This is a genomic window from Brachybacterium sp. YJGR34, assembly GCF_003347015.1.
In the GTDB taxonomy this organism is placed as follows: Bacteria; Actinomycetota; Actinomycetes; order Actinomycetales; family Dermabacteraceae; genus Brachybacterium.
The window spans coordinates 22,528-43,782 of sequence record NZ_PNFB01000024.1; the positions used below are offsets into that span (position 1 = coordinate 22,528).

At 71.0% G+C, this 21,255-nt stretch carries 20 protein-coding genes; 7 read left to right on the forward strand and 13 right to left on the reverse strand.

Annotation, left to right across the window (positions count from 1 at the left end):
- Positions 1-56 precede the first annotated feature (56 nt).
- The 9 genes from CXH06_RS16080 to CXH06_RS18735 form a co-directional block, all read right to left on the reverse strand.
- Positions 57-860 (reverse strand): SDR family NAD(P)-dependent oxidoreductase, encoded by an 804-nt coding sequence (locus CXH06_RS16080; RefSeq protein WP_114856214.1) that lies wholly within the window; start codon positions 858-860, stop codon positions 57-59.
- A gap of 59 nt (positions 861-919) precedes the next feature.
- The gene (locus tag CXH06_RS16085; RefSeq protein WP_114856215.1) at positions 920-2,449 is read right to left on the reverse strand and encodes a GntP family permease; all 1,530 of its coding nucleotides are present in this window, start codon (positions 2,447-2,449) and stop codon (positions 920-922) included.
- Between the two features lie 48 nt (positions 2,450-2,497).
- Positions 2,498-3,418 carry a sugar phosphate isomerase/epimerase gene (locus CXH06_RS16090; RefSeq protein ID WP_114856216.1) on the reverse strand — a complete coding sequence of 307 codons (921 nt, stop codon included), beginning with the start codon at positions 3,416-3,418 and terminating at the stop codon, positions 2,498-2,500.
- Positions 3,419-3,571: 153 nt separating this feature from the next.
- Positions 3,572-5,083: a tripartite tricarboxylate transporter permease gene (locus CXH06_RS16095; protein ID WP_114856217.1), complete on the reverse strand. Its 1,512-nt coding sequence runs from the start codon at positions 5,081-5,083 to the stop codon at positions 3,572-3,574.
- Between the two features lie 10 nt (positions 5,084-5,093).
- On the reverse strand, positions 5,094-5,726 hold the full coding sequence (locus CXH06_RS16100) for a tripartite tricarboxylate transporter TctB family protein (RefSeq protein ID WP_114856218.1): 633 nt from the start codon (positions 5,724-5,726) through the stop codon (positions 5,094-5,096).
- A 24-nt stretch (positions 5,727-5,750) separates the two neighbouring features.
- A complete protein-coding gene (locus CXH06_RS16105; RefSeq protein WP_232820396.1) occupies positions 5,751-6,719 on the reverse strand; it encodes a tripartite tricarboxylate transporter substrate binding protein in 969 nt (322 codons plus the stop codon).
- 227 nt (positions 6,720-6,946) lie between these two features.
- Positions 6,947-7,945 carry a 4-hydroxythreonine-4-phosphate dehydrogenase PdxA gene (locus CXH06_RS16110; protein WP_114856220.1) on the reverse strand — a complete coding sequence of 333 codons (999 nt, stop codon included), beginning with the start codon at positions 7,943-7,945 and terminating at the stop codon, positions 6,947-6,949.
- A 223-nt stretch (positions 7,946-8,168) separates the two neighbouring features.
- A complete protein-coding gene (locus CXH06_RS16115) occupies positions 8,169-8,858 on the reverse strand; it encodes a GntR family transcriptional regulator (protein ID WP_114856221.1) in 690 nt (229 codons plus the stop codon).
- A gap of 280 nt (positions 8,859-9,138) precedes the next feature.
- On the reverse strand, positions 9,139-9,915 hold the full coding sequence (locus CXH06_RS18735; protein WP_304650813.1) for a FadR/GntR family transcriptional regulator: 777 nt from the start codon (positions 9,913-9,915) through the stop codon (positions 9,139-9,141).
- Positions 9,916-10,329: 414 nt separating this feature from the next.
- Here CXH06_RS18735 and CXH06_RS16125 point away from each other — a divergent pair, with 414 nt between their 5' ends.
- The 6 genes from CXH06_RS16125 (at position 10,330) to CXH06_RS16150 (ending at position 17,069) form a co-directional block, all read left to right on the forward strand.
- Complete coding sequence (locus CXH06_RS16125; protein WP_114856251.1) at positions 10,330-11,145, forward strand: sugar phosphate isomerase/epimerase; 816 nt, start codon at positions 10,330-10,332, stop codon at positions 11,143-11,145.
- Positions 11,146-11,221: 76 nt separating this feature from the next.
- The gene (locus tag CXH06_RS16130) at positions 11,222-12,121 is read left to right on the forward strand and encodes a phosphogluconate dehydrogenase C-terminal domain-containing protein (protein ID WP_114856223.1); all 900 of its coding nucleotides are present in this window, start codon (positions 11,222-11,224) and stop codon (positions 12,119-12,121) included.
- A 65-nt stretch (positions 12,122-12,186) separates the two neighbouring features.
- A complete protein-coding gene (locus CXH06_RS16135; protein ID WP_114856224.1) occupies positions 12,187-13,668 on the forward strand; it encodes an SLC13 family permease in 1,482 nt (493 codons plus the stop codon).
- Positions 13,669-13,808: 140 nt separating this feature from the next.
- The gene (locus tag CXH06_RS16140; protein WP_114856225.1) at positions 13,809-15,524 is read left to right on the forward strand and encodes a dihydroxyacetone kinase family protein; all 1,716 of its coding nucleotides are present in this window, start codon (positions 13,809-13,811) and stop codon (positions 15,522-15,524) included.
- A gap of 39 nt (positions 15,525-15,563) precedes the next feature.
- Positions 15,564-16,034 (forward strand): ribose-5-phosphate isomerase, encoded by a 471-nt coding sequence (locus CXH06_RS16145; protein ID WP_114856226.1) that lies wholly within the window; start codon positions 15,564-15,566, stop codon positions 16,032-16,034.
- A 273-nt stretch (positions 16,035-16,307) separates the two neighbouring features.
- The gene (locus CXH06_RS16150; RefSeq protein ID WP_114856227.1) at positions 16,308-17,069 is read left to right on the forward strand and encodes a triose-phosphate isomerase; all 762 of its coding nucleotides are present in this window, start codon (positions 16,308-16,310) and stop codon (positions 17,067-17,069) included.
- A gap of 12 nt (positions 17,070-17,081) precedes the next feature.
- On the opposite strand, the gene CXH06_RS16155 is transcribed toward CXH06_RS16150, so the two are convergent.
- Positions 17,082-17,747, reverse strand: a complete 666-nt coding sequence (locus CXH06_RS16155) for a DNA alkylation repair protein (protein ID WP_114856228.1) — start codon at positions 17,745-17,747, stop codon at positions 17,082-17,084.
- Positions 17,748-17,977: 230 nt separating this feature from the next.
- On the opposite strand from CXH06_RS16155, the gene CXH06_RS16160 reads away from it, so the two are divergent.
- Positions 17,978-18,874: a hypothetical protein gene (locus CXH06_RS16160; protein ID WP_232820397.1), complete on the forward strand. Its 897-nt coding sequence runs from the start codon at positions 17,978-17,980 to the stop codon at positions 18,872-18,874.
- A 33-nt stretch (positions 18,875-18,907) separates the two neighbouring features.
- Here CXH06_RS16160 and CXH06_RS16165 read toward each other — a convergent pair whose 3' ends face one another.
- From CXH06_RS16165 to CXH06_RS16175, 3 genes are all read right to left on the reverse strand, one after another.
- The gene (locus CXH06_RS16165) at positions 18,908-19,615 is read right to left on the reverse strand and encodes a GntR family transcriptional regulator (protein WP_114856229.1); all 708 of its coding nucleotides are present in this window, start codon (positions 19,613-19,615) and stop codon (positions 18,908-18,910) included.
- Positions 19,616-19,797: 182 nt separating this feature from the next.
- Positions 19,798-20,328, reverse strand: a complete 531-nt coding sequence (locus CXH06_RS16170; RefSeq protein ID WP_114856230.1) for a hypothetical protein — start codon at positions 20,326-20,328, stop codon at positions 19,798-19,800.
- Positions 20,325-21,173, reverse strand: coding sequence for a DUF3100 domain-containing protein (locus CXH06_RS16175; RefSeq protein ID WP_114856231.1), 849 nt, complete (start codon positions 21,171-21,173; stop codon positions 20,325-20,327). Before CXH06_RS16175 ends, CXH06_RS16170 begins: the two co-directional genes overlap by 4 nt.
- Positions 21,174-21,255 lie beyond the last annotated feature (82 nt).

Below are 21,255 nucleotides of genomic sequence, written 5' to 3' on the forward strand. Positions count from 1 at the left end.
GGATCGGGGCGCGGCGGCGGCAGGGCCCCGGGGCGGCGCCCCGGGGCCGGTCGGGCTCAGTGCATGTGCTTGCCGCCGTCGACGCTGATCGAGGTGCCGTTGACGTAGCTGGAGTCCTCGCTGACCAGGAAGTTGATCAGGCCGGCGACCTCCTCGGGCTGGCCCACGCGCTGCAGCGGGATGTTCGCGCTCATGCCCTCCTTGCGGTCGTCGGTGAGGGTGCCGCCCATGATGTCGGTGTCGATCGGGCCGGGCAGGATGACATTGGCGGTGATGCCGTGCGTCCCGAGCTCGCGGGCGGTGCCGCGGGTGAGCCCCTGCACCGCCGCCTTCGCCGCCGCGTAGCCGGTCTTGGAGAAGGTGCCGCCGCCGTCGAGAGCGGTGATCGACGAGGTGTTGACGATGCGCCCGCCGGCGCCGCCGTCGATCATCCGACGGGCCGCGGCCTGCGTCATCAGCAGGGTGCCCTTGCCGTTGACGTCCATGACCCGGTCCCAGATCTCGGAGGTGATCTCGAAGATCGAGTGGGGGCTGGGGATGCCGGCGAGGTTCACCAGGGCGATGACCGGGGGCATCTCGGCGTCGATCCGCGCGAAGGCGGCGTCGACGGCGGCCTGGTCGGAGATGTCGACGCCGACGCCGATCACCTTCTGGCCGCTGTCGGCGGGCAGCTCGGCGGTGACCTCGGCCGCGAAGGCCTCGGCGGCGGCGCCGTCGATGTCGGCCGCAGCCACGCTCCAGCCCTCGGCCAGGAGCTTGCGGGCGACGCGCCGGCCGATGCCGCGCTCGGCGCCGGCGCCGGTGACGACGGCGGTCCGCTGGGCGGGGAAGGGCTGGATGGTGCGGATCTCGAGGGACATGATGCTCTCCGTTCGATAGGGGTCAGCAGGGGTGCGGGGCCGCGGGTGCGGTCCGCTGCTCAGCCGCTCGCCCCGAGCACGAGGCTCAGGACAAACAGCATCGGGATGGATGCGGCCCACATGACGGTGGTCATCCCGGAGTGGGCCTTGAGGGCCGCCGTTCCCTCGAGACCGAGGAAGCGGGTGACCACCCAGAAGTAGGAGTCGTTGAAGTAGCTGCAGACCATCGCACCGGAAACGCAGGCCATCACGGCGACCAGCGGGTCCAGACCGATGGTCGCCATCACGGGCGCCGTGACCGAAGCGGCGGTGATCATCGAGACCGTGCCCGAGCCCTGGGCGATGCGCACGATCGAAGCGATGAGGAAGGGCAGCAGGAAGGACGGCAGGGGCAGGGCGCCGATGGTCTCGGCGAGGGCGTCGCCGATCCCGGTGTCGCGCAGCACCTGGCCCAGCCCACCGCCGGCGCCGGTGATCAGCAGGATCAGGCCGGCGTCCGCCGCCGCGTCGGCCAGCCAGCGATGGCTGGTCTTCCGCGGCGTCCAGCGCGGGAGCAGCAGATAGACCGCGAGCACCAGACCGATCAGCAGGGCGATCACCGGGTCGCCGAGGAACACGAACGGGCCCGCCCAGGTGGAGGGCACGTAGTCCGCGGGGAGGGCGGTGCCCTGGGCGTCCATGTCGAGCGCGGAGACGACCGTGTTCATCACGATCAGCACGATCGGGACCACCAGCGGCAGCAGGCCCAGCACGGGTCCCACCCGATGCGGCGCGGCTCCCTCCGGGCGCTCCCCCAGCTCGGGGCTCTCCTGCGTGAGGCTCTCCAGGTCGACGGAGTCGGAGCCGGCCTGGGCGTCGGCACCGGCGGAGCCGCCGGCGCCTGTGCGCCCTCCGCCGTCGGCGGCCACGGCCGCCGGGGAGCGGTCGGCCCGCACATCGCCGTAGACGGCCTCCTGGACCTCGGCGCCGATGAGCGGCTCCACCCGGGGACCGATCCACTTCGCGTAGAGCGTGACCACCGGGATCATGAGGACCGTGAAGACCAGCCCGACCATGATCACCGAGCCCACGCTCGCCCCGAGGATGCCGGCCACGCCGAGCGGTCCCGGTGTGGGCGGCACGAAGTGGTGCGTGATGACCATGCCGCCGGCGAGGGCGATGCCCAGGGTCGCGTAGCCGTACCGCTTCACGCGGGCGATGGCGCGGGCCAGCGGGTTCATGATCACGTAGCCCGAGTCGCAGAAGACCGGGACCGAGATCAGCGCGCCGATGCTGGTCATGGCCCAGGGCTCCCGCCCCTTGCCGAACAGGCGGAGGAAGGCCACGGCGATGGACCGGGCGGCACCGGAGACCTCGAGGATCTTGCCGATGGCCACGCCCAGTCCGATGACGATGCCGATCGAGGCCAGGGTGTTGCCGAAACCGGTCTTGATGGATCCGACGATGCCGGGCAGCGACTGCCCGGCGATCAGTCCGATCACCACCGAGGCGATGAGCAGGCCGGAGAACGCGTCCAGGCGCGTCCTCAGGACGATGACGATGATCAGCGCGATGCCGACCACGAGGGCGACGAGCAGTGTCGGATCCATCAGAACTCCTTCGTTCTTCGGGACGGGGCGGGGCGCGACCCCGCGCGCTCAGGCGAGCGCGGAGGTCAGCACCTGCCGGACGTACTGGACGTTCTCGGCGATGACGCCGAGGGAATCGGAGCCGTAGTGCTCGCAGCAGAAGGGTCCGCTGTAGCCCAGCTCCAGGGCGCGCTCGATCACCTGGCGGTAGTTGATGTACCCGGTCTTCAGGGGCATCGGGGCGGTGGCGTACGCGCCGGTGGCGGGATCATAGTCGCGCGTGTAGTTCTTGATGTGCCAGAAGTTCGCGTGCGGCAGGACCTTCTCGAACATCTCCGGCCACGGCTCGACCTCGCGGTGCAGACGCACGAGGTTGCCGAGGTCCGGGTTCAGGCCCACGGCCTGGTGGTCGACGTCCTGGACGAAGGACACGGCCTCATCCGCGGTGCCCACGTAGGTGTCCTCGTACATCTCGAGGCTGAGCTGGATGCCCTGCGCCGCCGCGGCGTCGCCGAGGAGGCGCACGCGCTCGATCGCGAGGTCGCGCAGCGCCGGGTCGTCGTGGTGGCCGTCCTCGAGCCAGAACCAGATGGCCTTGGCCTGCTTCTCGGTGATGGCCTGCATGAAGCCGGTGTTCACCACGCCCACGCCGAAGCTCGGGGCGAGCTCGATGAAGCGCAGCGCATCGGCGAGGTTCTCCTCGCCGTGCTCGACGTCGACCACCGAGTTGCGGGTCATGGAGATCGAGGAGAGCGACATGCCCTCGCCGTCCAGCACCCGGCGGAACTCCTCGACCCGCTCGTCGCTGAGCTTGGCGAGCGGCAGCCAGGCGTCGGTGGGATCGATCTGGTCGACGCCGAGGGCCTTGACCTTGCGCAGCTGCGACGCCCAGACGGAGGAGGAGGCCTCCAGCGTGGGGGTGCCGTCCGAGGTCCGATTGCCAAACGACAGCATGTTCGCCCCGATGGGCCAGTTCTCCGCCGTGAACATCTCTGTCCTTCCGTAGGGGTCCGTCCGTACCTCGATCCTATAGGATCAATCGGCCGTCTGGGAAGCCATCGCCGCGGGGCGTCCGATGGGGGCGGCGGCGGCGAAGGTGCACCGGCACCCCCGCCACCGCCGAGAGCGGTCACGACGGAGACGTCACGCCGGCGTCGCGGCCTTCTCCTGGCGGGAGCGCTCGCGTCGGCGGTTGATCACGCCCAGGAGCGGCGGACCGACGAAGGCCAGGATCGCGAGCACCATGAAGAACGCGGAGAGCGGCCGCTCGAAGACGATCAGCAGGTTCCCGTGTCCCATCGAGGAGGTCTGCACCAGGCTGCGCTCGAGCATCGGGCCGAGCACCAGGCCCAGCACCAGCGGAGCCGCCGGGAACCCGTAGCGCTTCATGAAATAGCCGAGGGCACCGGCGAAGAACACGACCCACACGGCGAACATGCTGTTGCCCACCGCGTAGGCACCGACCATGCTGAGGACGATGATGATCGGGTACAGGTAGCTGTACGGGATCCGCAGCACCTGGGCGAAGACAGGTGCCAGCGGAAGGTTCAGCACCAGCAGCAGCAGATTCCCGAAGAAGAAGGAGACCAGCAGACCCCACACCAGGTCCGGCTGCTGCTCGAAGAGCATCGGGCCGGGCTGCAGTCCGAAGATCACGAACGCCCCCAGGAGGATGGCCGTCGTGCCTGACCCGGGAATGCCGAGCGCAAGGGTGGGGATGAAGCTCGAGTTCGCGGCGGCGTTGTTGGACGCCTCCGGTGCCGCGACCCCTTCGACGGCCCCGCTGCCCAGTTCCTTGCGATGCTTGCTGACGCGCCCTTCGAGCCCGTAGGACATGAACGAGGCGAGCGTGGCACCGGCGCCCGGCAGGACGCCGAGGGCGGTGCCCAGGAAAGTCCCCCGCAGGGCAGGCGGGAGAATCCGCTTGGCTTCGTCCTTCGTCAGCATCAGGTCGCGCAGACGCGCCCGGATCGGCTTCTCGCCGCCGCGGTGGATCTGATGGACGACCTCGCCGATGGCGAAGATCCCGATCATCACGGCGACGAACTCCAGTCCGCTGAGCAGGTTCATGCTGCCGAACGTGAAGCGGGCCGTGGTGAATCCCGATGCCGTGCCGATCATCGCGAGCAGCAGCCCGGCGGCCGCCATGATGATCCCGCGCAGCATGTTCTCGCCCGCGAAGGTCACGATCGTCGCCATCCCCAGCAGGATGATCGCGAGCGTCTCGGGGGGCCCGAAGTTGAGGGCCCACGACGCCACCGGTGCAGCCAGAGCCAGCAGCACCATCAGCGAGATGATCGCCGCGATGAAGGAGGAGATGGCGGAGATCGCCAGAGCGGCGCCGGCGCGTCCGTTCCTCGCCATGCGATAACCGTCGAGCGTCAGCACCACCGACGACGAGTCGCCGGGTGTCGAGATCAGGATGGAGCTCGTCGAGGCTCCGTATTGGCTGCCGTAGTAGATCCCCGCCAGCATGATGAGGGCGGTCACCGGCTCCATGGTCAGGGTCACCGGCAGCAGGATGGCCACACCGGTCGCGGAGCCGAGGCCCGGCATCAGGCCGATCAGGGTCCCGAGGACCACGCCCACGGCGCACCAGAGGAGATTCTCCGGGCTGACCGCGGTCTCGATCCCGAGCATCAGATTGTCGATCATCGAGGACTCCTCACAGGATTCCGAGCAGGCCCTGGGGCAGGGGGACCCCGAGCATCTGGACGAAGATCAGATAGGCCGCCACCAGCACGGCAGCGGATGCCAGCACGGAGGGCAGGACGGGCTTCCTCTCGATGACGAGGAGGAGGGCGAGCATCATCGTCGCCAGGGCGAGCAGCATGCCGATCAGCTGCGTGAGCAGGAGGGCGGCAAGCAGGACGGCGAAGATCAGAGGGACCGTGCGGGCGCGCTGCTTGGCAGTGCGACCGAAGGTGTCGAGCTCCTCGCCCTTCTCCTCGGCGGGCGTCGACGCGGTGTCGTCAGCGGATTCGCCATGCGCGGACTTCTGGACGGCCGCCGCCTCGGCGGAGAGCTCGTCGGCCAGGCCGCCGAGCCCTGCCGAAGCGTGCCCGTCCCGCGCGAGATAGAGACGAGCGATCTCGGTGAGCGAGGCGATGACGATGAAGGCACCGGTCGTCACGGGCATGAACCCGGGCCCGATCTGCCCGTCCTCACCGAGGAACCCGTAGCCGAGCCCCATGATCACTGCCACGAGGCCCAGCACAGCCAGGATCCCCGTGCCAACGACATCGCTGGTCTTGGGCTTCGTGCGTCGAGGCGTCACCCCGATCGTGGACTCAGTCATTCCCACTCCCGTCTCGAGACGACGTCAGTTTCCGAGCGCGGACTCGACGTCGGCGGAGTACTGCTCGAGGTAGGAGACGAACTCGTCCCCGTACGCCGTCACGGGCTGGAGCATGTTGGACTCGATGAACTCGCTGAAGGCCTCGGTCTTCTCGTACTCCTTGGCCTTCTCGATCCAGTACTCCCGTGCGGCATCCTCGATGCCGCCGGGAGCGATGAAACCGCGCCACTGGGCGAAGGTCACGTTCACGCCTTCTTCGGCGCCCGTGGGGATATCGGCGAGCAGCTCGTACTCGTAGCGCTCGGGAGCGAGGGCGCACAGCGCCCGGATGTCGCCCGATTCGAGCTGACCGGTGAGCTCGCCGGGGTTGGAGGCCGCGACCTGGACGTGCCCGCCCATCAGGGCGGCCAGCACCTCGGAGCTCGACTCGAAGGTCACTCGCTCCAGGGTGATGTCCTGCTCCTGCTCGATGAGGCTCCACGCGATGTGGTCGGGGCCCGTGGATCCGGAGACCGCCGCGGTGAGCTGCTCGGACTTGGCGGCGTCGATGACATCGGAGATCGACTGGTAGGGCGAGTCCGCGGCGACGACGACGATGTTGAAGTCCTCGCCCGCCTTCATGATCGGGGTGAACGACTCGTACGTGAAGTCGACGTCCTGGACGATCGGCAGAGTGTTGAGCGCCGTCTCGGAGGCGAGCAGGACCGATCCGTCCCCCTCGGAGTTCCTCAGGTCGGAGTAGCCCACCGCGCCAGAGCCGCCCACGCGGTTCTCCACGGTGACCGTCGAGCCGGTGACCTCCTCGAGCCCGGCGGCGATGGCGCGCCCGGCGATATCGGACCCGCCGCCCGCGGAGAACGGCACGATCATGGTCACTCGATTGCCCGGATCGAACTCTCCGTCCTCGCCGGATCCGCCGCTCTCGCCGCAGGCGGCGAGCGTCATGCCGAGCGTGCCGAGTGCTCCGGCAGCAAGAAGGGAACGTCGTTTCATGGTCATCTCCTCGTTGAGACGGTCGACCGTCGATGGTCGACGCGTAGGTGGTGGCGGTGCCGTGCGCGGCGAGTCCTCACCGCGACATCGGCGCAGGTCTTCTTCGGTGGATGCGTTTCGGTGGTGCGATCCGGGCGGAGCTCTGGGGACGCGGTGCGTCCACGCTCCCCCGCACGTGCTCCGCGGCAGGTCCCGTCAGTCGAAGCCCGGCGCGGCGGAGCCGCGGGTCACGATGCTCGCGACTCGGCAGTCTGGGCTCCGAGACCGACGGAGATGTCGAACGCGCGCTGGCTCGGGCCGAGATGCGCGATGTTCTTGCCCACGATCTCGTAGGCCGTCCCGTGAGCCGGCGTGGCGATCGGCACCGGCAGGCCACCCTGGACCGTCACGCCCTGGTCGAAGCCCATGAGCTTCACGGCGATCTGACCCTGATCGTGGTACATGGTCACCACGCCGTCGAACTGGCCGTCGCGCGCCTTGATGAACAAGGTGTCGCTCGGGAACGGTCCCTTCACATCGATGCCATCGACCTCGCGGGCGAGTTCAACACCGGGGGCGATGTGGTCGATCTCCTCGCGGCCGAACTGGCCGTTCTCGCCGGCATGGGGATTCAGTGCCGCGACAGCGATCCGGGGGTGCTCGACCCCGGTGCCCAGCACGACCCGGTGGAGCAGGCGAACGGCCTGACGCACGCGGTCGGCGCTGATGTGCCGGGCGACCTCGGAGATCGGGACGTGCGAGGTGACGCGCGAGGTGGTCAGTCCCGGGACGAAGTTCAGCTCGCTGGTGAAGGCGTCGAAGCCGAGCTCCTTGGCGAACCAGCGCAGCTCATCCTCCTCATGCATTCCCGCACGGTGGAGCGATGTCTTGTTCAGCGGGAGGAACATGATCGAGTCGACCTGCCCGTCCTTGAACATCGCCAACGCCTTCTCGAGATCCTCCATGACGCGGGTTCCGGCGGCGACGGACACCTCGGCGACCGGCACATCGATGTCCTGGCGCGACGAGCCGACCAGATGCACCGCTCCGGTGGTGGGGACGTCCGCCGTCGGCACCGTCACTCCCGCCGCAGCGCAGGCACGATCGAACTCGCTCTGGGAGACCAGGGCCAGAACCTGTGCCTTGTCGAGATTTCCCGGCTCTGCGAGCAGGCGGACGGCGAGCTCGGGACCGATCCCCGAGAAGTCGCCGAAGGTCAGAGCAATACGGGGGGCGGTGGCGGGCATCGTTGTCCTCTTCCGTGGTCGGTCCCAACATTGGGAGGGGCTCAGGCCCCGAATGATCCACTCACTATCCAATAGGATCCTGGATTATCCTCCGGCACGCCTCGCAGGATGTCAAGCGCAGAAGGAGAGGACGGAATCAGAGGGGACCGAGCGGCCGTCGAGCCGCTCGAGGGTGCGGTCGGTCCGGCGAGCAGCGGACCACCGACCGGGACCATGTCGTCGCCTACTCGATCGAGACGTCGGGGACCGCCGTCGAGCGTTGGAGAACCTCGTCAAGGTGCCGAGCCAGAGCGTCCAGCGCACCGTCATGGTGGTGCTGGCGCACCTTGTCGAGGATGCGGCCGTGCTCCTCGTAGGCCTCGTGGATGTCGAGGGCCGGTGGGCCGCCCGCCCAGGTCTGTCGCATGCGATGGGTGTGGCCGCGGAGCGTCTCGACCATCCGGGTGAGATACCGATTGTCCGCCAGGTCGAAGATGACCTCGTGGAAACCCCAGTCAGCCCGGAAGTGCTCCTGCAGCAACTCGTACGTGACCTCCCCTGATTCTCGGATCTGCGCGATCACGTCCCCGTGCACGGCGTGCGCCGCCTCCAGGTTCTCCACCAGGGCGTCGACGTCCTCGAAGGCCCGCTCGAGCGCAGCGGCCTCGACCGCCCGGCGCGCGTCCAGCAGCTCGGCCATCTGGGCGGGTTCGAGCACCGGGGCGACCACGTATCCGCGCAGCGCCACGTACTCGACCAACCCCGAGCGCTCGAGGGCGACCATCGCTTCGCGGACCGGTGTCGGGGAGACCTCGAGGTCCCGGGCGACACCGTCGATGCTGATCCGGGAGCCCGGCTTCCATCTGCTCTCCAACAGACGCTGGAGGATCAGTTCCTCGACCTCGGCGCGGAGGACCTGTCGCCGCACAACCATCCTGACGCTCCATTTCTGGCGTCCGGCGCACAGCCTCTCGAGACGCCGATGCCTCGATCCTATTGCGCATCATCCTATAGGAAGGGACAGCGCGTTCCCGCGCGTCCGACATGCGGGCAACGGGACTCCGCTCGAGAACACCGCCCTCCGTGATTCTGCGCCCTCGGAAACGGCGGGCGCGGCGCACCGCAATGCTCCCCTCCCGGTCGATATCCGAAACAGGGCACAGATTCTGAGGAACGCGGTGATGCTCCGAGCGACTCCGCCCGGTCGCGACCCGTCAGTCGGTCGCGGAGCTCGCGCGGAGGATGCGCTCGGTGGCGGTGGTCATGTGCCGCTCCATCGCCTCGGCAGCCGCGGCGGCGTCCCCGTCACCGATGGCCCGGGCGATCTCGTCGTGCTCCGCGATCGCGCGGTCGATGTCCTCGCGGTTGTCCACGGCGCGGTCGAACCAGACCCGCAGCAGGGAGCGGGTCGTGGCGAGCAGCTCTCCCAGCAGGGAGTTGCCGGCCATCAGGGCGAGCTCGCGATGGAAGGCGACATCGGCGGCGACGTACCCCTCGGCGTCGTCGGCCGCCGCCCGCTGCTGGGCGACCAGGTCCATGAGCTTGGCACGCTGCTCCTCGGTCGCGCCCAGCGCCGCGCTCCGCGCGGCCGAGCGCTCGAGCGCGTTGCGCACCACGGTCAGCTCGGCGGTGCGCTCCTGATCCATGAGCAGGGACCAGGAGAGCGTGCTGGGCAGCAGCTCCGAGGTGTTCGAGCGCAGGTAGGTGCCGGATCCGGCACGAGTCTCGACCACGCCGAGCACCTCGAGCGCGGAGATCGCCTCGCGCACCGCGCTGCGCCCCACGCCGAGCTCCTCGGCGAGGGCGCGCTCCCCGGGCAGACGGTCGCCCGGACGCATCGACTCTCCCAGCAGGAGGTCGAGCAGGCGGTAGGTGACCGCGCTGCTCGGAGAGCGGCTCAGTCCCTCGGGCACGACGCGGCCCGGCCCGAAGCGCGGCGCGGAGCCGTCGTCGGCGACAGGACCGGCGGAGGGCGGGGGCGGGATGCTCACAGCGTCACACAGTACCGGGGGCGATCGCTCAGCCCGTCGTTCCGGAGGTCGATCGTGCCGCTCCGGCCGCCGATACCGGCACATCCGACCGTGGCGCCACGAGCCGGGGCCCCGTCGAGACGCCCTTCCGGTCGGATCGCCGGGCGGCGCACGCGCTCCTCGCGTCGCGCCTGTCATCGGGAGTGGTCAGGTCCTCACATCCCGCCGATCCACAGGCGCGACCAGCACGCGGAGCCCGACCTCCCGCATAACTGGCCAACCGGTTGACCAGTTGGAGGGATCGAGTCTACTCTCGGCCCCACGTCCGGAGCAGCGGCCGGTGCGGGGAACGTCCCCCGCCCGTCGGCCCCGTCGCCCCGGCCGTCGCAGCAACCGCGACCCGCACGACGGAGTGAACCGCGCATGGAGGACCGCATGAAGATCGGCATCGGCACCTACGCCCTGTTCTGGGAGTTCCAGGACCGCAACCCCCGGCCCCTGGGGATCGCCGGCATGATCGACCGCGCCGCGGAGCTGGGCTGCGAGGTGTTCCAGATCTGCGACGACCCCCGGATCGAGGCCGAGGACGCCGCGGGCCTGCGTACGCTGCGCACACGGGCCGAGCAGCAGGGGATCGCGCTCGAGCTCGGCACCCGGACCGTCGGCCGCGACCATCTCACCCGCTACCTCGGGATCGCCGAGGCCCTCGGCGCCGAGACCCTGCGCTCGATGATCCAGACCCAGGAGATCGCCGGCGGCACCCGGGCCGTGGTCGACACCCTGCGCACCCTCCTCCCCCGCCTCGAGGACGCCGGCATCACCCTGGCGCTGGAAACCTACGAGCAGGTGCCCACCGCGACGCTGCTCGGGGTCATCGAACAGGTGGACTCCCCCCGGGTGGGCGTGTGCCTGGACCCCGCCAACTGCGTCTCCGCCCTCGAGCACCCCGACCAGGTCATCGACGCCTGCGCCCCGCGGACCGCGAACCTGCACGTCAAGGACTTCGCCTTCGCCCGCCAGGAGGGCTGGGTGGGCTTCACCTACTCCGGCGCCCCGCTGGGCGAGGGCCTGCTGGACCTCGAGCACGAGCTCGAGGCCGTCTACGGGGACGGCACCCGCTCCCCCAGCGCGATCGTCGAGCACTGGCTGCCCTGGCAGGGGGACCTCGAGACCACCCTCGCCGCCGAGCGCGCCTGGACCGACCGCACCCTCGACGCCCTGCGCCGCTGGCGCGAGGCCCATCGCGCCTGAGAACCCACCGAAGCCGTCGGCCGCGTCCGGCCGACCCCCTCCCGGCCCCCGGGCCACGACACGAAGGAGTCACCCCATGAGCAACAAGGAGCTCAACCCCCTGTTCGGCAAGACCGTCGAGCTGGACCCGTCGATCAGCGTCGCCGTCGTCGGCGCCGCCGGGAAGATGGGCACCCGCGTCTCCAACAACCTCAACCTCACCGACGCCCCGATCTTCTACGTGGAGGCCTCGGAGGCCGGCCAGGAGCGGCTGAAGGAGCTGGGCCGCGAGGTCAGCACCCTCGAGGAGGCCGCCGCGAGCGCGGACGTCGTCATCCTCGCCGTGCCCGACGTCATCCTCGGGAAGATCTCCGCGCAGGCCGTGCCGCTGATGAAGGACGGCTCGGTGCTGCTGACCCTCGACCCCGCCGCCGCCTACGCCGGCCTGCTCACCGAGCGCGAGGGCGTCCACCAGGCCGTCGCGCACCCCGCGCACCCCTCGGTCTTCCTCGAGCGCACCACCAAGGAGGAGTGGGCGGACACCTTCGGCGGCATCGCCGCCCCCCAGGAGGTCGTCGCGGCCTACGAGGGCGAGGACGAGCAGATCCGCGAGCGCACCGCCGCGGTGATCCGCGCGATCTACGCCCCGGTCATCGACGTCCACTGGGTCACCGTCAAGCAGCTCGCGCAGCTCGAGCCCACGCTGGTCGAGACCACCGGCTGCATGATCGGCCAGTTCCTCAAGGACTCGATGGACCACGCCGTCAACGAGGTGGGCATCCCGGAGCCGGCCGTCAAGGCCCTGTTCTACGGCCACATCTTCATCTCTCTGACCAACGCCCTGCGCGGCTCCAACCCGTTCTCCGACGCGTGCCTGCGCGCCATGGACTACGGCCGCGAGTCGATCATCTCGCCGGACTGGACCAAGATCTGGGACGACGCGGAGCTCGACAAGGTCCTCGCCCAGATGCTCGACCTCGACAAGATCGAGCGCTGAGGCCCCACCCCTGACTCCCCGGGGCGGCCGACGGCGGCCGCCCCGGGCCTACGAAAGGCCCAACGATGGATCCTCTCGTCCTCACCCTGATCGCCGTCGGCGCGATCGTCGTCCTGCTGGTCACCGTCATCGTGCTGAAGTGGCCGGCGTTCCTCTCCCTGCTCTTCGTCTCGGTGCTCACCGCCCTCGCCGGCGGCATCGCGATCCAGGACATCATCCCGCTGGTCATCGAGGGGATGGGCGGGACCCTCGGGTCCGTCGCGCTGCTGGTGGGACTGGGCGCGATGCTGGGCGGCATCATCGAGAAGACCGGCGGAGCCGAGATCATCGCCCACCGCGCCGCGGAGGTGCTGGGCGAGAAGCGCCTGTCCCAGGCGCTGCTGATCGCCTCCGGGCTGATCGCGATCCCGATCTTCTTCGACGTCGCCTTCATCATCCTGGTGCCGATCATCTTCGCCTTCGCGAAGGCGGCCGGCCATCGCGGACCGGTCGCGATCGGCATGCCGGTGGCCGTGTTCATGGTGTTCATCCACAACACCGTGCCCCCGCATCCCGGCGTGGTCGGCTCCACCACCCTCCTGGGCGAGGACCTCATGGGCCTGGTGACCGTCCTGGGCATCGCCCTCGCGATCCCGATGGGCGTTCTGGTCTACGTCGCCGGCAAGCGGGTCACCTCCCGGCCCACCTTCCTCCTCTCCCCCGAGGTGCAGCAGAAGTACGCCCTCGCGGGCGCAGCGAGCTTCGGCGGCACGGACATCTCCGGCGGCGACACCGGCTCCCGGGCCGACACCGCGACCTCCGGCGACGGCCCGGCCTCCGGCAGCGGCGCGGCCGGCGGGACGGCGACCGCCGTCACGGACGCGCCGACTGCGACCCGCCCCTCCGCGGGCCTGGTCATCGCCGTGATCCTGCTGCCCATCCTGATGATCGCCAGCGGCACCATCGGCAGCGTCCTGTTCGAGGAGGGCTCCACCGCCGCGAACGTGGTCTCCTTCATCGGCGCGCCCGGCTTCGCGCTCCTGGTCGCGACGCTCGCGGCGATGTACCTGCTGGGGATCATGCACGGCTGGGGCCGGCAGCAGATGAGCGAGCTCATGGACGGCTCCCTGGGCCCGGCCGCTCTCGTCATCCTCGTCACCGGCGCGGGCGGCGTGTTCGCCAAGGTGCTCACCGAGACCGGCGTGGGCGATGCCGTCTCCGGCCTCCTGATCGGCGCCGGCGTCCCGATCCTGCTGCTCGCCTTCCTCATGGCCCTGGCCTTCAAGGTCGCGCAGGGCTCGGGGACGGTCGCGACGCTCTCGGCGGCCGGGATCGTCCAGAGCACGGTGCTGGCCGGGGACTACTCCTCGCTCCAGGTGGCGCTGATCATCCTGGCCATCGGCCTGGGCTCGGTCTCCCTGTCCCACATCAACGACTCGGGGTTCTGGATCGCCACCAAGTTCCTCGGGCTCTCGGTGGCCGACGGCCTGCGCACCTGGACCGTGCTGACCACGATCCTGGGGTTCACCTCGATGATCATCCTCAGCCTCGTGTGGTTGGTGATCTGAGCGGCGCGATCGACCGCCCCCTGTCCACAGCACCCACATTCCTATAGGATTATTCGAGCCGTGGGGCACTCGCCCCGTCAGGTTCGGCAACGACTGCGCGTCGTCGGCCCCCCGACCGAGCGCCTGGAGGAATCTCACCGATGACGTATCTCTTCAACGATCCGGCCGACTTCGCCGCGGAGGCGGTCACCGGACTCGCCCTCTCCCACCCCGGCCACGTCGCCACCGTGCACGGCGGCGTCGTGCGCGCCACCGAGACCCCGGAGGGCCAGCCCGCCCTCGTGATCGGCGGCGGTTCCGGCCACTACCCGGCCTTCGCCGGCTGGGTGGGCCCCGGCATGGCGCACGGCGCCCCCTGCGGCAATGTGTTCGCCTCCCCCTCGGCCTCGCAGGTCTACTCGGTGGCCCGCAACGCCGAGAACGGCGGCGGTGTGGTGCTCGGCTTCGGGAACTACGCGGGCGACGTGCTGCACTTCGGCGCGGCGGCCGAGAAGCTGCGTGCCGAGGGCATCGACGTGCGGATCATCAAGGTCAGCGACGACATCGTCTCGAACACCCCGGAGAACCACCGCGACCGCCGCGGCATCGCCGGTGACCTGCCGGTGTTCAAGATCGCCGGCGCCGCGATCGAGGCCGGCGCGGCTCTCGACGAGGCGGAGCGGATCGCGTGGAAGGCCAATGACGCCACCCGCTCCTTCGGCGTCGCCTTCGACGGCTGCACCCTGCCCGGCGCCTCCGAGGCGCTGTTCCATGTGCCCGAGGGCCAGATGGGCGTGGGCCTGGGCATCCACGGCGAGCCCGGCGTGCGCGACGAGCCCATCGGCACCGCCTCCGAGATCGCCCGCCTCCTCGTCGAGGGCATCCTCGCCGAGCAGCCCGCACGGACCGAGGGCGGCTACGCCGGCCGCGCCGCGGTCATCCTCAACGGCCTGGGCACGGTCAAGCACGAGGAGCTCTTCGTCGTCTACGCGAAGGTCGCCGAGCTGCTCGAGGCCGCGGGCATCACGCCGGTGCGCCCCGAGGTGGGCGAGTTCATCACCAGCCTCGACATGGCCGGGCTGTCGCTGACCCTGGTGTTCCTCGACGAGGAGCTCGAGCAGCACTGGCTCGCACCCGTGGACACCCCCGCCTACCACCGCGGGGCGATGCCGCAGGTCGAGCGCCCGCGCCGCGAGGACTTCTGGGTCGCCGGAGCGGACACCACCCCGGAGGCCACCGCGGAGTCCCGCGAGGTCGCCGCGCGGATCGGCACCGTGCTGGACCTGTTCGAGAGCGTCTGCGCGCGCGAGGAGGCCGAGCTGGGCCGCATCGACGCGATCGCGGGCGACGGCGACCACGGCCAGGGCATGGCCTACGGCTCCAAGGGCGCCGCGGCCGCCGGCCGGGCGGCGCTCGAGGACGGTGCGGGCGCCCGCACCGTGCTGCTCCGCGCGGGCGATGCCTGGGCCGAGTCCGCCGGCGGCACCTCCGGGGCGCTGTGGGGCGCTGCCCTCACCGCGGCCGGCGGCGTCTTCGCCGACGATGCCGGCTCCTCCCCCGCCACCGTCGTCGAGGCCCTCGACGCGGGGATCGACGCCGTGCTCCGCCTGGGCGGCGCCCAGCAGGGCGACAAGACCATGGTCGACGCCGCCATCCCCTTCCGCGCAGCCCTGGCCGAGTCCTTCACCGGCGACGACGCCGCGGCGGCGATCACCGCCGCGGCCCAGGTCGCCCGCGAGGCGGCCGACGCCACCGCCGAGATCACCGCCCGGATGGGACGCTCCCGCGTGCTGGGCGACAAGTCGCTGGGCACCCCCGACCCCGGGGCGATCTCCTTCTCGATCCTCATGAAGGAGCTCGGGCAGCACCTCGCCTGACGACGCACCCACCACCCCTCTCACCGCAAGGAGAAGCTCATGGCACTGAAGATCATCGTCGGCGGCGACAACGCCGGCTACGGCTACAAGGAAGAGTTCAAGGCGCTGCTCGAGGCGGATGACCGCGTCGAGTCGGTGGTCGACGTGGGCGTCGGCTCGGCCGATGACGGCACGTACTACCCGAACGTCGCGGTCGCGGCGGCGGAGAAGGTCGCCGCGGGCGAGGCCGATCGCGCGCTGCTGGTCTGCGGCACCGGTCTGGGTGTCGCGATCGCGGCGAACAAGGTCTCGGGCGTGCGCGCGGTGACGGCGCACGATCTGTACTCGGTGCAGCGCTCGGTGCTGTCGAACAACGCGCAGGTGCTGTGCATGGGCCAGCGCGTCATCGGCCTCGAGGCCGCGAAGGAGCTGCTCAAGGTGTGGCTGGACCTCGAGTTCGATCCGGCCTCCTCCTCCGCGGCGAAGGTCGATGCGATCTGCGCCTACGACGGGTCCCTCGAGCAGTCCTGATCCGGCCGGGCCGGCGCGAGCCGGCCGCGGCGGGCTCGCCGTGGCCGCGGCGGGCTCGCCGGCAGGCCCCTCCCTTTCCCCCTCGCCCAGGGTGGGTCGGGGAACGTCCCCTCTGCAGGGGGCCTCATCCGACCGAACCCGCCGGCGGCCCGCTCTGCCGCGGTGTGGTCGGGGAACGTCCCCTTCTCCGGGGGCTCCACCCGACCACACGTCTCGGTGGCTGCCGGTGGCGGCGCGGCCCCGTTCTCTCTCACGTCCCGGAAGGATCCCCGTATGAGCACCCTGTGGGTGGGCACCAGCTGGAAGATGACCAAGACCCTCGCCGAGGCCGAGGAGTGGGCCGGCGGCCTGCGCGACCACCTGGCCGGCTCCGCGCCCGCCGGTGTGCAGCCCTTCGTCATCCCGTCCTTCACCGCCACCACCACGGTGCGGGGCGTCCTCGGCGAGGACTCGCCCGTGCTGCTCGGGGTGCAGAACGCGCACTGGGAGGACGCGGGCGCGTGGACCGGCGAGGTCTCGGTCCCGCAGGCGAAGGACGCCGGCGCCCAGGTGGTCGAGATCGGCCACTCGGAGCGTCGGGAGCACTTCGGCGAGACCGTGGAGACCACGCGCCTCAAGGTCGCCGCGGCGCTGCGCCACGGGCTCACCCCGCTGCTGTGCATCGGGGAGAGCGCCGAGGTCAAGGAGTCCGGCGGTTCCTCGGCCTTCATCCTCGAGCAGGCCGCCGGGGCGCTCGCGGGGCTCGGCGAGGAGGAGCTGGCCCGCGTGGTCATCGCCTACGAGCCGATCTGGGCGATCGGCGAGAAGGGTCGGCCCGCCACCGTCGCCGAGCTCGTCGACCCCTTCGCGGCCCTGGGCGAGGAGTACTCCGGCCGGGTCGCGGGCCTGCTCTACGGCGGCTCGGTGAACCTCGACAACGCCGCGGACCTGCTCGGCATCGAGCACGTGACCGGGCTGTTCGTCGGCCGCACCGCCTGGAAGCTGGAGGGTTACCTCGAGCTGCTGCGGATCGCGGCCGCGCACGCCGCGGCCTGATCCCGGCGGGGGTCAGTCGGGCAGCTTGGCGCGGGCCTGGCGGCGCACCGGCGCCGGAAGGCTCTCTCCCTGCCGCGCGAGGAATGTCCGGACCTCCTCGGGCGCCACGCCGCCGGCGTGCTTGAGCGCGGTCCCGACGGGCTTCGAGACCAGCGGGTCCGGGTCCTGGGCGAGCAGCGCGGCGAGCCGCAGCAGGTCGGCGATCCCCGCGGGGTGCGCCGGCCGGGTGTACGCCAGCGGGGCGGTCATCGCCGTCCGGCGCCGCAGGGGATCGGGCGAGGCCGCGAGCTCGAACAGCGGATCCCGCGAGCGGTCGCGCAGGAAGCCGCCCACCACGCGCGGCGCCGCGCGGTCCACCATGTCCCAGGAGTCGATCGCATCATGCCGGTCGAGATAGAGGCGGAAGCGCTCCTCACGGGCCTCCTCGGACAGGCGCGGAGGACGGACCTGCCAGTCGAGCACGCAGAATCCGGACAGCCGCACTTCGTAGGCGGGCTCGTCCAGCAGCCGGCCCACCTCGCCCAGGGACATGTCGCGGTGACGCTTCGCGATCTCGAACAGCGTCCCCATCCGCACCCCGAGCACGTCCGCCCCGCCCCGGTAGTGCCGGTTCGGGAAGGCCGCCGGGTCCGCGGCGGCGCGCAGCTCGTCCCGGAGGGACCTCGCCGTCGACGTCATGCGACGAGCGTACTGCGCCGCCCGCGCCCCGGAACGGTCCGGGGCGGGGCGGGCGCCCGCTCGTCGTGACCCTCGACTCCGGGGGTTTTCCCCCAGCCCGATCCCGGGCGGGCGCGATAGCCTGGGAGCCGACGACGACGGGGACGCCGGCTCGGGGCGCTCCCCCGCCTCCGGCACCCCGCCGACGCCGACGACCTCCGCACCATCCGCCGAGACGTCTGCAGGGACCCGTGAACGCGCAGAGCCATCAGAATCGGCAGCAGCCGATGCGACGGGGCAGCACCCCGCCGCGGTTCGGCACGCCCCCGGGCGGCCCGCCGCCCTGGAGGGCCCCCTCCGCGCAGCGCCCCTCCTGGGGGCCCCGTCACGATCCGCTCGAGGGCACCGTCCACGCCCCGCGCTCCACCCAGGTCACCACGCCGCGGCGACGCGGCCGGTTCCTCACGGTCTGGGTGCCCTCGATCCTCGGCGGGGGCCTCGGCATCAGCGTCTTCATGGTGCTCGGGGTGAGCAGCCTGATCGGCGGCGCGGGTCTGCTCGCTCCCCTGCTGGCCGGGCTGGGCGTGGGTGTCGTCGCCGGCGGGGGCCTGGGCCTCCTGCTGCGCAACCGGGCCCCGCGCACGGTGCGGGTGCCCGCCGCCGGCGAGATGCCCAGCGGCACCCGCAGCACCCTGGAGACGATCGCCCGCACCTCCACCCAGCAGCGCAAGCGGCTGGCGCGGATGCGGCGCCACCGCCCGGATCCTGCCGTGGCGCCGGTGCTGGACCGGGCGGAGGCCCTGCTCCAGAAGATCGACGCCCTGGTCGCCTCCGGATCCCTGCAGTCCCGCCGTTCCTCCGATGCGGATCTGCAGATGCTCGACGGCATGGCCGAGCGCTACGTCCCGGACCTGGTGGGCGCGCTGGAGGACACCGTGGGCTTCCTCGGGCCCCATACCGGCGGGGCGCGGGACCAGGCCTATGCGAACCTGCGGAGCATCGACCAGCAGCTGGCGGTGCTCGGCGACCGCGTCGAGCGGCTCGAGAACGACCTCGTCGCCGGGGTCACGCGCACCCTCGACGTGCACTCCGAGTTCCTCCGCAGCCGCTTCCCGGAGGACGAGGACCACCCGCTCCTGGACCGCTGAGCCGCACGGGCCCCCGCGCGGAGCCCGCGCCGGTCAGTGCGCCTCGCCGAGCTCCGCGGCCGCGTCCCGGCCTGCCTGGAGGGAGCGCGAGAGGACCGCGTCGAGATGGTCGGACAGGGCGGTCATCGCCGCGTCGTGGTGGTGACGGCGCACCTTCTCGAGGATGAGGGCATGCTCCTGGAGCGCCTCGCGCGCGTCGAGGTGCACCGGGCCGCCCTCCCAGGTCTGACGCATGCGATGGGTGTGGGTGCTCAGGCTCTCGAACATCTGCGCCAGGTAGCGGTTGTCGGCGTGGCGGTAGAGGGTCTGGTGGAAGGCGGAATCGGCCTGGAAGTGCTCACGCAGCAGGGCGTAGTCCGGCTCGCCCATCGCCTCGATCCGCACCAGCACGTCCTCGTGGTGGGAATGGGCCGCCTCGAGGTCGGCGAGGAAGTCGTCGAAGTCCTCGAAGGCGCGATCCAGGACGGCCAGCTCGATCACCTTGCGGGCCTCGAGCAGCTCCGTGATCTGCGCGTCGTCGAGCATCGGCGCCACCACGTAGCCGCGCAGGGCCACGTACTCCACCAGGCCCGAGCGCTCGAGGGAGACCATCGCCTCGCGCACCGGCGTGGGCGAGACCTCCAGGTCACGGGCGAGCCCGTCGATGCTGAGGCGCGAGCCGGGCGCCCAGTGCGCCTCGAGGAGTCGCTGCAGGATGAGCTCTTCGACCTCGTCGCGCAGGACCTGTCGTCGGATGGCCATGAGGTGGTTCCCTTCGGTCGTCCCGTTCCGCCGTTCGGGAGACCCACGGCGACGTTGATCCGTTTTCCGATAGGATACCCGGCCGCTCCGGCACGGGGGCGGGTTCGCGCCGTGTCAGCCGGCGCAGGTACGGCCCCGGGCCCCCGCAGCCCGGTCGCCGCGCCGCGCGCCCTGCCGCGCGCTCAGAGCGCCCCGGTCAGACGCAGGGAGATCTCGGCGACCACGGCCGAGCCCACGTAGGTCCCCGCGAACACGAGGATCGCGATGAGCAGGATCTTCCATCCGGAGCGCTTGAGCACGCCGATCTCCAGCGAGCTGATGGCGAAGCCCGCATAGGCCAGCGGCGGCACCGCCAGGGCGAGGAAGTCGATCCCCTCGACGAGCGGGAAGATCACCCCGGCCCAGGGCAGCATCGGCAGGGTGAACAGCACGGCGACCAGCGAGATCCAGGCGACCGAGGGCAGGCGCAGGGGCACGTACCGGGTCAGCAGCAGCCCCAGCACGGCCATGCCGTAGAGGACGGCGAGCCCGATCACGATGTCCGGCACGGACAGCTCGGTCGCGATCGCCTGGATCGGCACCGAGATCAGGGAGATGATCGCGAGGTCCCGCAAGGTGGGGCCCAGCGCGATCCTCCGTTCATCGGGTCCCGAGGACTCGAGGCCGGCGAGGTCGTCGGCGGGCTCCTGGGAGGTGGCGTCGGCGGCGGTCATCGGGCGGCTCCTTCCCGGCGGGCGGTGCGGCCCCGGGCGCTGCCCGGGTCCTCGGGGCGGGCACGGCGGTACATCCACTCCACCAGCGGCAGTGCCACGAAGAGGCTCACGTACATGCCGGTGGCGTAGGTGAGCAGGTTCGAGGAGCCGGCGAGCGCCGTGATCGTCTCCGCGGCCCCGGGCTCCGCCGCGGCGAGCGCGCCGGAGCAGGCGGCCATCATCGACCCGGAGCCGACGCCGCACGCCATGGCCAGCGCCTCGACGCTGAACACCCCCGCGGTCGAGAGCAGCGAGGCGATGACCGCGAAGATGAAGGTCCCGAACAGGGTGCCCATGACGTAGACGCCGAGCACGCCGGTGCCCTCGGGGCTGCGCAGCCCGTAGCGGTCGGCGATGATCGCGATGTTGGGCTCGCGGGCGATCGAGTGGACGGCACCGATGGACTCACGGCCCATCCTCAGCACCCACACCGCGATCGGGAAGGCCAGCAGGATGGTGCCGAGGTTGCCGATCTCCTGCAGCAGCAGCGCCGGGCCGGAGCGGATGACCAGCTCGATCCCGGGGCCGATGTCCGCCCCGAACCGCGCGATGAAGGGCATGATCGCGACGACGATCAGGGGGCTCGCGGCGGCGGCGCGGCGGACCGGCATGATGGCGGTCGCGGCTCTGACGACGTTCGGGTTCAGCACCAGCGCCAGGGCGAAGGCGAACAGCATCGGCAGCAGCAGGATGGTGCCGATGCCGATCGGGATCGCGCGGACCCCGATGAGCTGGCAGACCACACCGATGATCAGGACGGCGAGGTGCAGCGGCCACAGCTGGGCCAGACCTCGTGCGGTCTCCATGGGACCTCCTCGGGGACGGGCCGACGCACCCGTCGCGCTCGACGGGAGGTGCGTCGGCGCGGAAAGCTCCCCGGAGGATAAT

Excerpts from the sequence above, each read along its gene's own strand:
- CXH06_RS16080 (WP_114856214.1), bottom strand. The coding sequence starts at position 860 with ATGTCCCTCGAGATCCGCACCATCCAGCCCTTCCCCGCCCAGCGGACC.
- CXH06_RS16085 (WP_114856215.1), bottom strand. The coding sequence starts at position 2,449 with ATGGATCCGACACTGCTCGTCGCCCTCGTGGTCGGCATCGCGCTGATC.
- CXH06_RS16090 (WP_114856216.1), bottom strand. The coding sequence starts at position 3,418 with ATGTTCACGGCGGAGAACTGGCCCATCGGGGCGAACATGCTGTCGTTT.
- CXH06_RS16095 (WP_114856217.1), bottom strand. The coding sequence starts at position 5,083 with ATGATCGACAATCTGATGCTCGGGATCGAGACCGCGGTCAGCCCGGAG.
- CXH06_RS16100 (WP_114856218.1), bottom strand. The coding sequence starts at position 5,726 with ATGACTGAGTCCACGATCGGGGTGACGCCTCGACGCACGAAGCCCAAG.
- CXH06_RS16105 (WP_232820396.1), bottom strand. The coding sequence starts at position 6,719 with ATGAAACGACGTTCCCTTCTTGCTGCCGGAGCACTCGGCACGCTCGGC.
- CXH06_RS16110 (WP_114856220.1), bottom strand. The coding sequence starts at position 7,945 with ATGCCCGCCACCGCCCCCCGTATTGCTCTGACCTTCGGCGACTTCTCG.
- CXH06_RS16115 (WP_114856221.1), bottom strand. The coding sequence starts at position 8,858 with ATGGTTGTGCGGCGACAGGTCCTCCGCGCCGAGGTCGAGGAACTGATC.
- CXH06_RS16125 (WP_114856251.1), top strand. The coding sequence starts at position 10,330 with ATGAAGATCGGCATCGGCACCTACGCCCTGTTCTGGGAGTTCCAGGAC.
- CXH06_RS16130 (WP_114856223.1), top strand. The coding sequence starts at position 11,222 with ATGAGCAACAAGGAGCTCAACCCCCTGTTCGGCAAGACCGTCGAGCTG.
- CXH06_RS16135 (WP_114856224.1), top strand. The coding sequence starts at position 12,187 with ATGGATCCTCTCGTCCTCACCCTGATCGCCGTCGGCGCGATCGTCGTC.
- CXH06_RS16140 (WP_114856225.1), top strand. The coding sequence starts at position 13,809 with ATGACGTATCTCTTCAACGATCCGGCCGACTTCGCCGCGGAGGCGGTC.
- CXH06_RS16145 (WP_114856226.1), top strand. The coding sequence starts at position 15,564 with ATGGCACTGAAGATCATCGTCGGCGGCGACAACGCCGGCTACGGCTAC.
- CXH06_RS16150 (WP_114856227.1), top strand. The coding sequence starts at position 16,308 with ATGAGCACCCTGTGGGTGGGCACCAGCTGGAAGATGACCAAGACCCTC.
- CXH06_RS16155 (WP_114856228.1), bottom strand. The coding sequence starts at position 17,747 with ATGACGTCGACGGCGAGGTCCCTCCGGGACGAGCTGCGCGCCGCCGCG.
- CXH06_RS16165 (WP_114856229.1), bottom strand. The coding sequence starts at position 19,615 with ATGGCCATCCGACGACAGGTCCTGCGCGACGAGGTCGAAGAGCTCATC.
- CXH06_RS16170 (WP_114856230.1), bottom strand. The coding sequence starts at position 20,328 with ATGACCGCCGCCGACGCCACCTCCCAGGAGCCCGCCGACGACCTCGCC.
- CXH06_RS16175 (WP_114856231.1), bottom strand. The coding sequence starts at position 21,173 with ATGGAGACCGCACGAGGTCTGGCCCAGCTGTGGCCGCTGCACCTCGCC.